This is a genomic window from Alkaliphilus crotonatoxidans, from assembly GCF_054658015.1.
In genome coordinates, this window is record NZ_BAAHXS010000004.1 from 677,168 (window position 1) to 692,278 (window position 15,111).

Annotated in this window: 11 protein-coding genes; 2 read left to right on the forward strand and 9 right to left on the reverse strand. The window is 38.1% G+C overall.

Annotated elements, in window-relative coordinates; genetic code table 11:
- Positions 1-25: 25 nt before the first annotated feature.
- The 3 genes from ACYQ1I_RS05750 to ACYQ1I_RS05760 form a co-directional block, all read right to left on the reverse strand.
- The gene (locus tag ACYQ1I_RS05750; RefSeq protein WP_459763267.1) at positions 26-2,581 is read right to left on the reverse strand and encodes a family 78 glycoside hydrolase catalytic domain; all 2,556 of its coding nucleotides are present in this window, start codon (positions 2,579-2,581) and stop codon (positions 26-28) included.
- A gap of 206 nt (positions 2,582-2,787) precedes the next feature.
- On the reverse strand, positions 2,788-4,542 hold the full coding sequence (locus ACYQ1I_RS05755; RefSeq protein ID WP_459763269.1) for a flavocytochrome c: 1,755 nt from the start codon (positions 4,540-4,542) through the stop codon (positions 2,788-2,790).
- Positions 4,543-4,737: 195 nt separating this feature from the next.
- Positions 4,738-6,876: an ATP-binding protein gene (locus ACYQ1I_RS05760; protein ID WP_459763271.1), complete on the reverse strand. Its 2,139-nt coding sequence runs from the start codon at positions 6,874-6,876 to the stop codon at positions 4,738-4,740.
- Between the two features lie 247 nt (positions 6,877-7,123).
- Here ACYQ1I_RS05760 and ACYQ1I_RS05765 point away from each other — a divergent pair, with 247 nt between their 5' ends.
- The gene (locus ACYQ1I_RS05765; protein WP_459763273.1) at positions 7,124-7,867 is read left to right on the forward strand and encodes a response regulator transcription factor; all 744 of its coding nucleotides are present in this window, start codon (positions 7,124-7,126) and stop codon (positions 7,865-7,867) included.
- A 466-nt stretch (positions 7,868-8,333) separates the two neighbouring features.
- Positions 8,334-8,690, forward strand: a complete 357-nt coding sequence (locus ACYQ1I_RS05770; RefSeq protein ID WP_459763275.1) for a DUF488 domain-containing protein — start codon at positions 8,334-8,336, stop codon at positions 8,688-8,690.
- A 37-nt stretch (positions 8,691-8,727) separates the two neighbouring features.
- Here the strand turns inward: ACYQ1I_RS05770 and ACYQ1I_RS05775 are convergent, their stop codons facing one another.
- The 6 genes from ACYQ1I_RS05775 to ACYQ1I_RS05800 all read right to left on the reverse strand — a co-directional run bounded on the left by ACYQ1I_RS05775 (position 8,728) and on the right by ACYQ1I_RS05800 (position 14,982).
- Positions 8,728-9,798: a DUF362 domain-containing protein gene (locus ACYQ1I_RS05775; RefSeq protein WP_459763277.1), complete on the reverse strand. Its 1,071-nt coding sequence runs from the start codon at positions 9,796-9,798 to the stop codon at positions 8,728-8,730.
- 762 nt (positions 9,799-10,560) lie between these two features.
- Positions 10,561-11,256, reverse strand: a complete 696-nt coding sequence (locus ACYQ1I_RS05780) for an ABC transporter ATP-binding protein (RefSeq protein ID WP_459763279.1) — start codon at positions 11,254-11,256, stop codon at positions 10,561-10,563.
- The gene (locus ACYQ1I_RS05785) at positions 11,256-12,542 is read right to left on the reverse strand and encodes a hypothetical protein (RefSeq protein ID WP_459763281.1); all 1,287 of its coding nucleotides are present in this window, start codon (positions 12,540-12,542) and stop codon (positions 11,256-11,258) included. Before ACYQ1I_RS05785 ends, ACYQ1I_RS05780 begins: the two co-directional genes overlap by 1 nt.
- On the reverse strand, positions 12,542-13,567 hold the full coding sequence (locus tag ACYQ1I_RS05790) for an ABC transporter permease (protein ID WP_459763283.1): 1,026 nt from the start codon (positions 13,565-13,567) through the stop codon (positions 12,542-12,544). The genes ACYQ1I_RS05785 and ACYQ1I_RS05790 overlap by 1 nt, the downstream gene beginning before the upstream one ends.
- A 284-nt stretch (positions 13,568-13,851) precedes the next feature.
- Complete coding sequence (locus ACYQ1I_RS05795; protein ID WP_459763285.1) at positions 13,852-14,421, reverse strand: rhomboid family intramembrane serine protease; 570 nt, start codon at positions 14,419-14,421, stop codon at positions 13,852-13,854.
- Positions 14,422-14,982: a PadR family transcriptional regulator gene (locus tag ACYQ1I_RS05800; RefSeq protein WP_459763287.1), complete on the reverse strand. Its 561-nt coding sequence runs from the start codon at positions 14,980-14,982 to the stop codon at positions 14,422-14,424.
- Positions 14,983-15,111: the final 129 nt, after the last annotated feature.

The window sequence follows — 15,111 nt, forward strand, 5'->3', positions numbered from 1 at the left end:
ATTGATATCAGCTGTAATAGATCATCTAGTCGTTCTCCTGGGCTGATCCCTTTGAGCAATTATCCATTTCAAGATTTGTGGTTGTATTATATTTGAAGTGATAGCGTCCTGAGCCTACCTCTAAGGGCCTTGCCTTTTCTGGAAGGACTATTTCTGCGGTTGTATTTGGCGGAATAATAATATCAATTGTAATTTTTCCATTGCAACATTCCCAAGAAACACTGATGAGTCCATACATTGTTTCCAGGGTCCCCTTTGCAGAAGTAAGGCCCTTTATAAAGGTCGGCGCTATTCTTATTCTCTTGTATCCAACATCTAGCAGCTGAATTCCTGCAACCCTTTGATATAACCAGTCACCTATGACACCATATGCATAATGGTTAAAGGAATTCATACCCGATTCTTCAAAGCTGCCATCGGGCAGCATGGAATTCCATCGTTCCCATATGGTTGTGGCGCCTTTCTTTACTGCATATAGCCACGATGGATAGTCATCCTTAAGAAGCAGCTCTCCCGCTATTTCATGAAGGCCATTTTCTGATAATGTATGACACAAATAGGATGTGCCTATGAAACCGGTAACAAGGTGATTTTTATGGTCAGCCAGGTTATTTTTTAAGGATGTAATGATTCTGTTTCTGTATTCCTTTTTAGCCAGGTTAAAATATAAGGCTAGGACACAGGCTGTCTGTGTTTCACTCACTAAACGTCCTGTTTTCGTAATGTATTCATCATTAAAGGCATTTAAAATATTATTGTACAGCTCGTAATACTTTTTATAATCCCCTTCCTTTCCAAGCAATTTTGCCGCTTTAAATACAATCTCTGTTGAATAGGCGTAAAAGGCAGAAGCTACCAGGTATATGTCCGTTACCCCTGTTCTGTTACTCCCTTCCTCTTTATCGAGTCCTAACCAGTCTCCATACTGGAATCCTGTCTGCCATAAATAGCCTTCTGACCTGGATTGAATATAATCAACCCAGCCCTTCATGCTCTCGTACTGATCCTCTAAGAATTTTAGATCTCCATACACCTGATACATTGTCCAGGGGATAATTGTAGCAGCATCTCCCCATCCAGCTGCCCCTTCATGCTTCCCCATAATATTGGGCACAATGGAAGGTACACCGAACTCCTTTGTTTGATCTGCGTCTAAATCCCTAAGCCATTTTGAAAAGAACAAGGCAACATTCATATTATATGCAGCTGTTCGTGCAAAGATCTGTGCGTCTCCTGTCCACCCCAAGCGTTCATCTCTTTGGGGACAATCGGTGGGTATGTCAAGAAAATTACTTCTTTGCCCCCATTCAATATTTTGCTGTAATCTGTTGATGAATTGATTTGAACATTCAAAACCTCCTGTTATTTCCATATCCGTATGTAATACGCAGGCAGTAAAGTTATCAAGGTTAAGGGATTCTCCCAGACCTTCCACCAAAATGTAGCGGAATCCATGGAATGTAAAGTGCGGCAGAAAAACCTCTTCTCCGCCCTTACAAACATATACTTCTGTCGCCTTAGCACCCCGTAAATTCTCTGTATAAAAATTGCCGTCTTTGTCTAAAACTTCCCCATGCCTTATGATTATCTTATTACCCTTTTTACAATTTACCTTTACCTCCACAATGCCGGCCATGTTTTGTCCAAAGTCCAGCACAATTTCATTTTTAGGAGTTTTAATTAGGCCGATTGGTTTAAGTCTTTTGGTTATTCTTACGGGCTCGCTTTCCTGCCCTACAAGGACCTCCTTTTTATAGTTATATGTTTCTGTCGGTTTAAGCTCTGTATCAATAAAATTTGAATCAATTACTTCACCGTTATATATCTCGCTGTACCTAATGACCCCGGTTATGCACCTCCATGTTGTGTCTGTTCCAATAATATCCTCATTACCATCTTTATATTTTATTCTTACTTCCGCTAAGGCAGCTACCTTATCTCCATAATGATTCGATTTGTTCTCGAAACCAAATCTCCCCTTATACCAGCCGTTAGCCACTGTCATCTTTAAAACATTGCTTTTCATGATCATATTGGTAATATCATATGTCTGATACTGTAGTCTATGATGGTAGCTGGTCCATCCTGGTGTAAAGTAGAAATCCCCTACCCGCTGGCCATTTAGCTGAAGCTCATAAAGCCCCAGGGCGGTGGCATAAATTCTAGCTGATTCAATGGGTTTTTCTACTTTAAATGCCTTTACAAAAATTGGGCAGGCATCAATATTACCCAGGGTATGGGTAATCCAGTCTGCTGTAAAATTGCCACCTGATATTTTGCCCGTTTCAAATTTTCCCTCTATATGCCCCTTTTCTTGATGGTTATCCCATACATCAACAAGTACTTTGTATTCTGTCATTGGTTTTAAAGGCTCACCTGAGTAAGGGATATGTATTGAGGTATCACCATTAATCTGATTGGTATTCCAAACGACTGTTTCGCCTTCCTTTACAATAATTTGATAGGCCACCTGCTTGGTATTATTTTTCTCAGATTTAATTTGCCATGAAAATCTTGGTTTTTTACAATCTATTCCCAACGGGTTTTGCTGATATTCGATTCGCAGCTTTTCTAATCTCATTACTTCTAACCTCCCTTTTATTTTATAAGTATTTTCAAATGGCCATTTTGAATTTACTAAAGCTGACTCCTTCCCCATAATTACCTATGTTTTAAATCATTATGCTATGATTCCTATTAGTATTTTTGGAATAATAATTTTCAAAGAAAAAAAGCCTCCTTGGCTTTCACTCAAAGAGGCTTTTCAAGAGAATTCAATTTAATTGTTTATTGGTTAAGGTATTCAAGGGCAGATGCTGCTGCAATTCGACCAAAGACTACGATATCGGCCACAGCATTACCGCCAATTCGATTGGCACCATGGATGCCTCCGGTTACTTCACCTGCTGCAAACAGGCCGGGTATTACATCTCCTGTGGTGGAGATTACCTCTGCCCTGGTGTTAATTTCTACTCCGCCCATGGTATGGTGTACCCCAGGAGCTACTTTGATTGCATAATAGGGCCCTTGGGTAATATTATTTTCCATACCGGTGCTTCTTCCGAATTCGGCATCCTTTTGGGCTGCTACAGCTTCATTCCAGGTACTCAAGGTTTCAGACAGTGTGGCTGGATCAACATTGATTAGTGCAGCCAATTCCTCAATGGAATCTGCCTGTTGGGTAATATTATTTTCAACATATTTTTCTATGGCACTTAGGTTATCCCTTAACAGTTGGTCAAATATGATGTATGCGTAGTTTCCTTCCTGTTCAACAATTGCCTTGGAAACCACGTCACGGGTCTTTAATTCGTCAATAAATCGCTTACCCTCTTGATTCACCAAAATGGCTCCGCCGCCCCGAACAGACTCTGTAATCATTATACTGGTAGTCTGCTCTACAGTGGGATGGGTTTGTATTTCTCCAATATCCACCAGATTGGCCCCCACTGCCTCTGCCATAACAATGCCGTCTCCCGTAGCACCTGGCGTGTTTGTGGTTACATAGCCCTTTAATTCTGGCTTGTACTTAGTGTATAGATCCTCGTTGGCTCCGAAGCCTCCTGTTGTCAAAATAACTGACTTGGCGTTAATGGTGTAATTGGCATCCTTACCCTCTGCCTTTATTCCCACTGCTTTGCCGTTTTCCATCAGTATTTCTGTTGCTGTAGTATTTAGTAAGACTTCAATTCCCAAAGCATCCAGGTTATCTGAGAATTTCTCTACCAGGTAAGCCCCTACTCCGGCTCCCTCTGCAGGACGGTGAATTCGTTTGTTGGTGGCTCCCCCTGAAAAGGATAGCTCTGGCAGCGGCGCACCGATGGAAGTCAGCCAATCAATGGCATCGGAAGAATTTTTGGCCATGATCGTAACCAGTTCCCGATTATTCACCTGATAACCGCCGGTCATGGTATCTTCAATAAAGGTTTCAACGGTATCTTCTACACCTAATTCTTTTTGAAGGGCTGTTTCTGCCGCATTCATTCCTCCAGTGGCCTTAATGGTATTTCCACCCACCATAGGCATTTTTTCCACTATTACAACATTGGCCCCGGCATTTTTTAATTCAATGGCAGCTGTCATACCAGCTCCGCCGGCCCCAATCACTACGACATCGACATCCAGGGTCTCTTCCTTTTTAATCCCTTCACCGACCTCCAGGGGCGTTAAAGAATCAACATCAACCCCTGCACTCTTTAAAGCATTGGTGACGGCTTCAATCACCGCCAGACTGGTAACGGTGGCACTGGTAACGGTATCGACCTGAACACTTTGTTTTTCCAGCATTAATGCTGGCAGCGTTTCAATTGGTGCTGATCCAATTCCCGGTGTTTCATGATCTCCTACCACCGTGATTGTCTCAATTTTTTCCTCTGACAATTGGACTGTTGCAACAATTTCGCCTCCAAAGCCCTTTGCCGTTCCTTCATAGGTTCCGGCTTTAAATTTGGCTCCCTCTGTTATGGCCTCCTTTGGACCTCCACAGGCAGCCAATGAAAAAATTAATAGAAAGGTGATTAATAATGCCAGTATTCTTTTCATAGCTGTCTCCTTTTCTCTATACTTCATCCAGCTGTACTAGGGCGCATCTGAGCCAGTTTGCAGGTTGAAGTATTGGTTTGATATATTATTATCATATACAAACAATTGTAATGAAAAAATCTGGCTATTCTCTGACTGATTTCTTAATTTCCTGTCAGAATTATATTTTGAATAGGAAACATGATGCTGCCGCTGCTATTTTGAGTTCATTAGCTTCGTAACCCTTTCAAGGAGTTCATTGATGGTAATGGGCTTTAATATATATGAATCAATAACCCGCTGCCTTAGATATGCCTCCAGATCCTCGTCTATATAACCTGTCATTAATATTATTTTTGCCTTAGGATTAATGCTCCTGATCACCTTTGCAAATTCAAAACCGTTCATATTTGGCATGGCTGCATCTGTTAATAAAATATCGAAGTTCTCAGGCTCCTCCTTATATTTGCCATAGGCCAGACCAGGGTTTGTATAGCCTGCTATCTTCCAGTTGGTAACCCCCAGCCCCCGCTTAAGGGATTTAATGATCTCTGGCTTGTCATCTAAAATTAGAATTTTTAAGGGTTTATTTTTTATCTCGTCATCAGAGGAACGATTATTAAGATTGACGCTGGAGGAGCCTTCAATAATGGGGAAGTTAATGATAAAGGTAGTTCCTTCTCCTAGGGTACTTTCCGCCCTTATACTTCCACCCTGCTTTGTCACTAATCTATGAACAACTGATAAGCCAAGGCCGGTTCCTTCATTGGAAGGCTTGGTGGTGAAAAATGCATCGTACATGTTGTCCATGGTTTCTTGATCCATTCCGTAGCCTGTATCTTTGACGATGAGCTGGGCCTGTCCCTTGCCATTCCTCAGGAAGGTCACCTTGAGTTTGCCCCCCCTTCCCTTCATGGCCTGATAGGCATTGGTACAAAGATTGATCAGAATCTGATTTAATTCACCGGGACTTATCGAAATAATCAATGGCTCATGGCTAATTTTATAGCTAAGTTCTATTTCTGGGGGTGTTAGCTTCTCAATCATTTTCATGGAGTTTTTTGCTGCTATGGCCCCATCACAGTTATCTATTGGGGCTGATACCGCCTCTGTTCTTCCATAGGCCAGCAGCTGCTTCGATAAATCAGCACACCTCATGGCCGCTATGGCTATTTCATTGAGGTCTTCCTTAACCTGCGGCAGGTGATTTAGCTTTTGAATCAAGAGATCGCAGTAAATGGTAATAGGAGTCATTAAATTATTAAATTCATGGGCAATGGTTCCTGTCAATATACCCAGGGTTTGCAGTCGATCATATTGTTGCACCTTTTCCTCCTGCTGCTTTAGCAGATGGGCAGCTTCATACAGTTCCGCCTGATAGTGCCATTCAAGCTGAAGCCGTTGTATATTTTTTAATTCCCTGGTAATATAAAATACCACATAGCTAAAGAAAAGAACCAACACGATACCTACCAATATACTCATGCGCAGGGTTTGCTGCAGGGGCCCTTCGATTTCAGAATAATCCATTATGACACTCACTACCCAAAAATCCTTTAATACATAAACCGGGGTGTAGCCAATAATTTTTTCTACCTTGCCCAATTCCACCTGATCCCACCAGTAAGACAATACTAAATCACTTCCTGACTCTCCTCGAATCTGATTTTCTATTAATCGGTCTACTCCTACAGGGTCCAGGTCAGGGTAGTTAGCCTTACGGTCTGTTCTGGAATTAATACCAATTTGACTTTTAGTGCCATGCATGAGAATGATTCCGGCTCTGTCTTTAACTGTACAATAGCCGTGCTGGCCTATTTGTATTGGGTATAGAATTTCGTCGTATACTGCGTTTAAATTGATTCCTGCCTTTACGTATCCCACCAGTGCTTCATTAATATAAAGGGGCTTATACAGGGTCAGCACAAAGAAGCCTTCTTTTTCAAGGGTATACTCCCCCAATACAGCTTTCGTTTGACCTGTGAGCAGTAGTTTTTCTCCTGGAGTCAAGGCTGATGGAGATAAAAAGGTGACCTCCTGCAAATACTGGGCTTCGCTTTCCTCATAAGGGGCAAGCATTTCATTTAATTGTTGGTAAAGGTCATCCGCAGCCTGTACATGACCCAGCACACCGTCAAAATATAAATCCATGGTCTTTACTCTTTCTTTAAAAAAGACCCCCAGGCTTCTGGATGCGGTTTCTGCGGTGGTGATAATTTGCTCTTTTTGCTGATTGACAATTGACTGTTTATGGGTGTTATAGATCATAAAAATAGAAACACTAATAACGACCAGTCCCACCAGTACAATAATGATTAATCCAATGATTTTTCTCTTTGAAAGCCGGCTTCTCATAAAATCCCCCATTGCAATTCATGTTATTTAATAGTATAGCATAGGGAGAAGGTATAGCAAGGGTATAAGCCAGACATAGGATTGCCAGGGGTGGGGGATGACAAAGGAGGTTATTTTCATTATAATAGAGTTGTTAGAAGTTTAACTAAAGAGGTCTTTTACAATCTTTTAAATAAAAATCATTAATGTAAATTAGATAAATATATGGAAAATCTCCTGTATGATGCTTAGAAAATGGAGGGAGGGAATGGGTCAGGCTGTATTTACCCAAGGAAGCTACGGAAATACAGATGATCATGACGATATGCCAGGTGAACAAATATTGGTAGTGGATGATGAGAAAATGATTCAAAGAGCCATTTACGCTGCTTACCAGGGGGAAAATATGGAGGTAACCCTGGCCTCGGGAGGCAGGGAAGCCCTGAACCTAATAAAACATCATTCGTATGACTTAATTCTATTGGATATTTTGATGCCCGATATGGATGGATTTGAAGTCATTCGTACCATCCGAAGCCAACAAATTCATACCCCCATCATTTTACTTAGTGGAAAGCTTGAGGAGCATAACAAGGTATTGGGCCTGGGGCTGGGGGCAGATGATTATATAACCAAGCCCTTTAGTGCTGCCCTTTTAATTTCCAAATCGAAGGCCCTCATCAGACGAAGCAAGGAATACAATGATAAAAAAACAAATGATCTCCACGTGGGGCCCTTTACCTTTCGACAGGCCCATTATCGTGTCTATAAGGATGGGCAGGAAATAACCCTGACTGCAAAGGAGCTGGCTCTTTTTAAGTTTTTCATGGAAAACCCCGGGCAGGTCTTTACTAAGGAACAGCTTTACAGACAGGTATGGCAATACAGTGCCATTGATGACAACACCATCATGGTTTACATTAAACGAATTAGGAGTAAAATTGAGGAGAATCCTAGGGAGCCAAAATACCTAAAGACCATATGGGGCATCGGCTATCAGTTTAATTGTTAGACTTATTCTCCTGTGGTCTTAACTCCCGCTTTGCCATTTTCCTTTCGGAAAGGCTCTACCTATTATTTAACCATAGCTTGGCGACCTACTGAATTTAGATTAAATACCATTCTCGCCAAGCAACTTAATCTTTTAGCTGTATACCTAATCTGTTTATATAAACCTGTCTTTTATCTAAGATTATAAAACTGTCATGCTCCAATACTTTTCCTCTCTCTCATTATCCTAAACCCTTAACTAGATTTTATGACCATTAGTCCTATGTCTACCACAACATGACATGACTAATTCTATTTGTCAATAGTTTTTTAGGAATGGATTCTTATGGCCCTGTAGACTTTTTCTTTAGAATTGGGGTAATATAAAAGATAGCAGCCACCATTGGTGCCGCCATCTTTTCTTAGAAAAATTATATAATAATTTGGGTTAGCTTATAGCTAATGAATTGATTAGGGGAGGATATATCATGCCCTTTAAGATAAAGAGAATTTACGAAGCTGCTTCATTGGAGGATGGGAAAAGGGTCTTAGTAGATCGCCTATGGCCCAGGGGTGTTTCAAAGGATCAAGCAATGCTGGATTTATGGTTAAAGGATATTGCTCCCAGCCCAGAGCTTCGCAAGGCTTATAATCATAAGCCGGAAAGGCACGAAGAATTTCGCAAAATGTATGAGCACGAGCTTTCTACCAGCCCCGTGTGCAAAGAAGCCGTTAAGCTGTTAAAGCCCATGGGTTTGAACGAAACCGTCACCCTGCTGTATGGTGCAAGGGACCCGGTTTATAATCATGCCATTGTCTTGCTTAATTGGTTAAAGAATAATTAGGTACTTAATAATTCATCCCCTGGTTTGTTAGACCTATCTACCTTAGCCGTCTGATCATCTCTGCAATATCACTTGCCCTAGGGGGACACCCCTTTGCATAGGTGCTACACCCTGACGTACAATTGCCTATGCCGATTCCCTCTAGCTGTATTCCTTGAAAACCCTGCCCAATCTTGAATTTCTGCCCCTCGACTCCACCTGCCTTATCAAGGGCATAAATAAGAGCAGCATAGCAGGCGGAACAAGCACTGTCGGCTTCTATATAACGGCTAAGGCGTTTTACTGTATTGCTATGCTGCCTACAAACCTGGGGCTTGTTGTGGGCATTCAGTTCAAGAATTTCCGTATCAGCCCCTGCGTAGCTGCCTACACCATCAATTTTAGCAAGTCGCAAATGTTCAATTTCATCTGGCTGGTATCCCATTAGCTGGGCTCCAAAGGAATCTAAAAGCACCGGATCAAAGCCCAGCATAATTCGATTGGCCGTCACCGGATTTCCCCCTTCTTCAAAGGATAGGTCACCACATACAGAATCAACGATATGTAATGCCGGCTTTAGAACACTTCCCAGGGCTGCAATGGGTTTATTCAATCCCATTGTATGAAAACGCCTTTTTTCACTGTCGGGTATACAGCCCTTGAGATTTTTAATACAGCAGGTCATTCCGGTTTGACAATGCCCCTTGAGTACGGGCACATTAATCAAATAATCCACCTTAAGGGGACTTTCACAGACGTTCAAGGCCATCCCCTGGTGGTTTATCTTGATTACCTTATCCTGCTTGGTATCTATCAATCGAACACCATATTTTTCTGCTAGGGCAGCATAGCCACAGTTAACGAAAGCCCGTTTTGTACTATCTCCCACCCATGAGCCTTCCAAAATGCTAATATCCTTAACCCCTGCCGCCTGCACATATTGAATGATTCCCTCTACAATTTCTGGATGGGTGGTGGCGCCTTCATCGGCTGGCCTTGAAACAACCAAGTTTGGCTTAATACCAACCTTTATATTTGGTTTTAATTTTTGTCCAATCTCCGCAGCCTCCATCAGCTTAAAGGTCATTTCCTGTAAATTTGTACCATAGTTTATATAGATATCTGCCATTATCCCACATCCTTTCTAAAAACTATTATATAATACGCTTCTGTTTTTATTGATTGAAATCCTGCCTTGATATTTTTTTTCTTCTGGTAGAATTTTATAGAGTTTTATGGTATTAGGGCATACCCATTTGTATTGTATCTCTACAGACCAGGATATGGAGGCCACTGTCTTTAGCAGTATCTTAAGACTATATTTCCCTGTGTTTTTTACGAAACAGCGGCAGCAATAAAGCTCCTGTTACTGCCCCTGCAATATGGGGGTAATGCCCTACGGATAATTGTAATGAGCTTTTAGTTCACTGATCACAATATTATATCAGTTTCAATATAGTTATAAAAACAGGATCATAGATTGACAAAGGAGAAAAAGGAGAGTTACCAAGTCGAGTCGATTTGAAAATAAAAAGATGTGTCTTATGACCTAGGTAGAAGCCCAATAGGAAAAGGAGATTTAATATATTATTACTGTCTATCAGGAAATAAGGGCATCTAGCAGGATACCATCAAAACAAGTAAGAATAAATTAAGACCCTATGTTAAAATCTAGACTCAAGCTATTGTTTCTCCAATAGTTTGAATACAAACAATAAAAAGCTCTTTGAGAAACTGGAAGTGAAGTGATCCTTCCATCTAGGTCATATTTTTGATGGAGACATAATTACCTCCTTAGATAACATTTTTAATCTAAGGAGATTATCCCACAAATAGATATCAGATAACTATGGATTTAAGAGATGCCTACATGATATAATACCCAAATAGTCTAAGATAAATGATTGTGAAGTAAAATTTCATTATTCTGCATACCATCATTCAACTGAATAATTTTTTTACATGAGTTTGCAATATCCTTATCATGAGTCGCTATAATAATAGTAATACCTTGTTCATTTAGCTTTTTAAATATCTCCAATATATGTAAACTTGTTTTTTCATCCAAAGCTCCTGTTGGTTCATCTGCAAGTAATACTACTGGATTACAGGCTAATGCTCTTGCAATTGCTACACGTTGACATTGTCCACCTGAAAGTTGTGGTGGATATAAGTTCATTTTATCGCTAATTTCCATTTTTTCTAGTATTTCCTTAACAACTTCTTTAATTTTTGTACTTGATAGTCTATTGTATCTTAAAGGTAATGCAACATTATCAAATATCGTCATATCATCTATCAATGCAAAATGCTGAACAATAAAACCAATGTTTTGGCGACGAAATTCTGCTAATGCATTTGGTTTTAATCCGCTAATCTCCTTACCTTCGAACAAATATTGTCCACTATTAGGGATGTCTAGCCCGCCTATAATATTTAATAGTGTGGATTTACCAGAGCCACTTTTCCCAACAATTGCTATCATTTCACCTGCTTCAATTGAAAGGGAGATGTTTTTTAATGCATAAATCTTAGCTTGATCCTTACCATAATGTTTATTTATTTCATTTAGCCTTATAATCGTCATTATTCTTTCCTCCTAATCAAATGATTTATATCTAGCCTATTTATTATAATAGTAGGTATAATACTTGCTAATATAAATACAATCATTGCTACAAATATAACCATGATTAATTGCAAGCCAAATCCAGTTAAAATAATAGAAATTATTAAAGAAGTAAAAAGAGCACAACCAATTATAAATAATATTATCCCTACCATTTGATATATAATGTCAGGTAAAGTAGCGCCGCTTATTAAGTGTACACCATATCTATAATAATTTTCTCGTACCCGACCTAAAATACTTGTTGATAGCCCTACCACAGTAAAAATTATCAATATAATAGCTATTAATAAAATTTTTTTAACGATTTCATCTGATAATGTTATTGTATTAAAGACCTCTGTTTTTCCTATTTCAAACACTCTAAATCGTAAGGTATTATATTTATCAGATAAATCATTTACAAGCCTTGGTACATCAAGATTTGTTTTTGAAGTAACTATCTGCCCATTAGCTTGCTGCAACAATGCAATTTGAGCAAGGTCTTGATATCTATCAATATCTATTTCTGAAAATGCTGGTATTATTATATATCTATCCACATATAATAGTCTACCATTCCTTGGTATATAAGTATCAGGCGGTAAAAATCCAATTACTTCAAAACTCATTTTTTCAAATAAATAGATACATTCAAAACTATCTCCTATACCATAATAATCCTTATATTGATTTCCAAGAATCACTTTTCCACGACCATCGTTTCCCAATACAAAGTCTTGTTCTAAAAAACTTCTACCTTCATCTACAGAAATATCAAACTCAGAAAATACATTTTTAGATACTTGGACACTTTTTACACCAATTAAAAATTCATTATCCAGTATAAAGGGCTCTTCTATTATCCCCTCTTCATATCCATACCGAAATTTTTCTGGAATGTCCTTTCCAAAAAGTTCTACAGGTTGGATAATAGTACTGATAAATGAAAAGTCTTTGTTATTCCTTAATTCGTCTACAAATTTATAGAGTTTAAAATATTCTAACTCAGAATTTATATATTTTTGATAACTACCATCATCATCAGCATCATCATGCAGGGAATAGTACGATTTATTGCCTATATACTCTTTGAGGTGGTTTACGCTAGAAGATGCAGTTAATGTATTTGCTATTACTAGTGCAATAAGAGTAAAACATACAGTACATTGTAATATTAATATTAAAGTTATAATAATGTTCTTTTTAACATTTCTTTTAATTTCATTACATGTTATCTCCCAGTTTAATTTTCCTATAGCCATCACCTCATCACCTCTGTTACTGATATTTTTAGCATTTTTTTAATGGGTGGTACTGTTATTAACCATCCCAATATTATATTAATTATAGATATAATAATAATAGATATCATATTTGTAATTTTAATATCTGAAAGTGTGATAAATATTAGACCCATTCCTACACCTAAAATAGCAAAGAAAAGATAATGTTTATAAATATACAGTTTCAGTTTCCTATCATTCCATCCGATTAACCGCATAACTGCGATTTTATTTCGTTGCTTGCTTATCCACTCAATAGATATGGAGATACTACAGAGGATAAAAGAAATCATCAAAAGCGCATACACAATTGTATTGCTTATTAAATTCTTAAATAATCTATCTACACCAATAGGGTCAATATCTATTTGTCTTATTGGTGTTAAGTTATCTACTGTACACATCTCTTTTAGTCCATTATATATGTCTAAACTTGAATACTTCATATTTCCTGAATAAACATCTAAAATATAGATATTATTTCTTCCCTTCTGAAAAATTGCATCTGCATTTACAATTATCCTATCATCAAGTAAGGTGGCTATATGATAACCCATTACGCCTATAACCTCGAACAACTTATCTTCAACCTTTATCCACTGTTTTCCGTTCTTTTTTATTACTTCTTGTAGCCGATTTTGGCCAATTACAGCAACTGACTGTCCATTATTAAAGTCATTTGAAGAAAAATAACGACCTGTTATTATAGGTGGTGAGTCACTTCTACCCTTTATGTAAATTTGTCTTAGATTTTTTTCATAATCATCATAAATGAGAGTAAAATCATTAAAGTTACTGTATTGAGCTATATCAACTAGGTTTTTATAACTCCAACTTTCTTGATCTATGGAAAAATGTATTGCATCCTTACCATAGTCTCCTCGACTAATTCTAGAAAGTAATATATTTTCTTCAATTGTAGTAACTAGAGAGATTGACGATACACAAATAGCAGTGAATATACTAATAAGAAAAAAAGCCATGGTGTTCATTTTTAAATTCATATAATTAAGTTTTCCCCCTTTATAAGGATATCGCCTATAAGGAAGGTATATTTACCTTATAGGCGATTATTATTTAAATTAGTAATTAGCTTTCTAAAGTCCCATCAATTTTAATTATAACCGTACTTTGCATAAAATCTTCAAAGTCTAATTCGGCTATTTTTATTGTAATTCTTTCAGGAAATCTCATAGGGGCCAGGGAGGAAGCTCAGCAGAAAATGGCAACTGATGACAACATAGCTATATGGTTTATATTTTATACTGTTTTTAGCAATATCTTAAGACTATATTTCCCTGTGTTTTTTACGAAACAGCGGCAGCAATAAAGCTCCTGTTACTGCTCCTGCAATATGGGGGTAATGCCCTACAGAGGGAAGCCATTGAAAAACAATTGCCAAGACTGAAATTACAAGTAAAGAAACAGGTAAAATGATATTAGGCAAATTAAAGGGAAGTTCCCTTTCCCATGGGAAAGCCAGATGGTAATAGGTTAGAATTCCAAAGCCTGCAGCGCTAAAGCCAATACCACTGGTGTTCAGTGCGATTAGAGAAACGCCTCCGGCTAAAGTGCAAAGTATAATTAAAATGAAAAACCTTTTTTGTCCCAGCAGCTTTTCTACCCAGGAGCCAACGAATATCAAGACAGCCATATTTAATAGGATATGATACCACTCTATATGAACAACAGCATAAGAAATAATGGTATACCATCTTTGAGAAAACTCATGATAGATTAAGGCTAAAAATCTTATATTTTCAGGATCTGTTATTCGGGCTACAAGAAATACAAGGGATGATATGATAAAAATCCCCCATGTAATCGGTAACTCCTTTATTTTTTCAATATACCTCATTTAAGATTCCCCCTTTTTGCTCTTAATTAATGCTATTGTTTCATTGGCCCACTCTATTTCAGCAATAATACTTTTTCTTGCCCTATTAATGGTTAAAGTCCAATAAAATAGCGATTCCTCCAATCCATCCTCTATGGAAGACTCCTTAGCCGATTTTTCAACCACAGATAAAATTTCAAGCTCCTCCTCCTGTTGCTTTTTAAACCTCTGAATTTCAAACAACAAGTTTTCTAACCCGATTGTTTCACCAAAAAAGATACGCATAATGAATTCATCTCTAATAGGAGCTAGCAGATCCTGGGGAAACTTTTTAACCCATTCCTCGAAGGCCTTTTTTCCCAATGGGGTTATGGAGTAAACCTTTCGATCAAACTTTTTATCCTGTATTTCAATTTGTGAGGTTACTAATTTTTCATCCTGCATTTTTAAAAGCTCCCTATATATTTGACTGGCTTTAGCATTCCACATAAACTGCAATGATGTTTCAAAGGTTTTGTTTAATTCATATCCTGTCATCCTTTGATAGCATAATAGCCCCAATAATCCATACCTTAAGCTCATAGATTATATCCCTCCTTCTTGTATTAAATATGTTATATTTAATTAATTATATTTAACTTGTTGAATATAAAATATCATCTTTGTTAAATTAAGTCAATACAATTTAATGAAAATAAAAACCTCAGGTTA

What these genes read in the sequence shown, in the direction of transcription:
- ACYQ1I_RS05750 (WP_459763267.1), bottom strand. Translation starts at nt 2,581, where the DNA reads ATGAGATTAGAAAAGCTGCGAATCGAATATCAGCAAAACCCGTTGGGA.
- ACYQ1I_RS05795 (WP_459763285.1), bottom strand. Translation starts at nt 14,421, where the DNA reads ATGAGGTATATTGAAAAAATAAAGGAGTTACCGATTACATGGGGGATT.
- ACYQ1I_RS05780 (WP_459763279.1), bottom strand. Translation starts at nt 11,256, where the DNA reads ATGACGATTATAAGGCTAAATGAAATAAATAAACATTATGGTAAGGAT.
- ACYQ1I_RS05770 (WP_459763275.1), top strand. Translation starts at nt 8,334, where the DNA reads ATGCCCTTTAAGATAAAGAGAATTTACGAAGCTGCTTCATTGGAGGAT.
- ACYQ1I_RS05785 (WP_459763281.1), bottom strand. Translation starts at nt 12,542, where the DNA reads ATGGCTATAGGAAAATTAAACTGGGAGATAACATGTAATGAAATTAAA.
- ACYQ1I_RS05790 (WP_459763283.1), bottom strand. Translation starts at nt 13,567, where the DNA reads ATGAATTTAAAAATGAACACCATGGCTTTTTTTCTTATTAGTATATTC.
- ACYQ1I_RS05775 (WP_459763277.1), bottom strand. Translation starts at nt 9,798, where the DNA reads ATGGCAGATATCTATATAAACTATGGTACAAATTTACAGGAAATGACC.
- ACYQ1I_RS05755 (WP_459763269.1), bottom strand. Translation starts at nt 4,542, where the DNA reads ATGAAAAGAATACTGGCATTATTAATCACCTTTCTATTAATTTTTTCA.
- ACYQ1I_RS05760 (WP_459763271.1), bottom strand. Translation starts at nt 6,876, where the DNA reads ATGAGAAGCCGGCTTTCAAAGAGAAAAATCATTGGATTAATCATTATT.
- ACYQ1I_RS05800 (WP_459763287.1), bottom strand. Translation starts at nt 14,982, where the DNA reads ATGAGCTTAAGGTATGGATTATTGGGGCTATTATGCTATCAAAGGATG.
- ACYQ1I_RS05765 (WP_459763273.1), top strand. Translation starts at nt 7,124, where the DNA reads ATGGGTCAGGCTGTATTTACCCAAGGAAGCTACGGAAATACAGATGAT.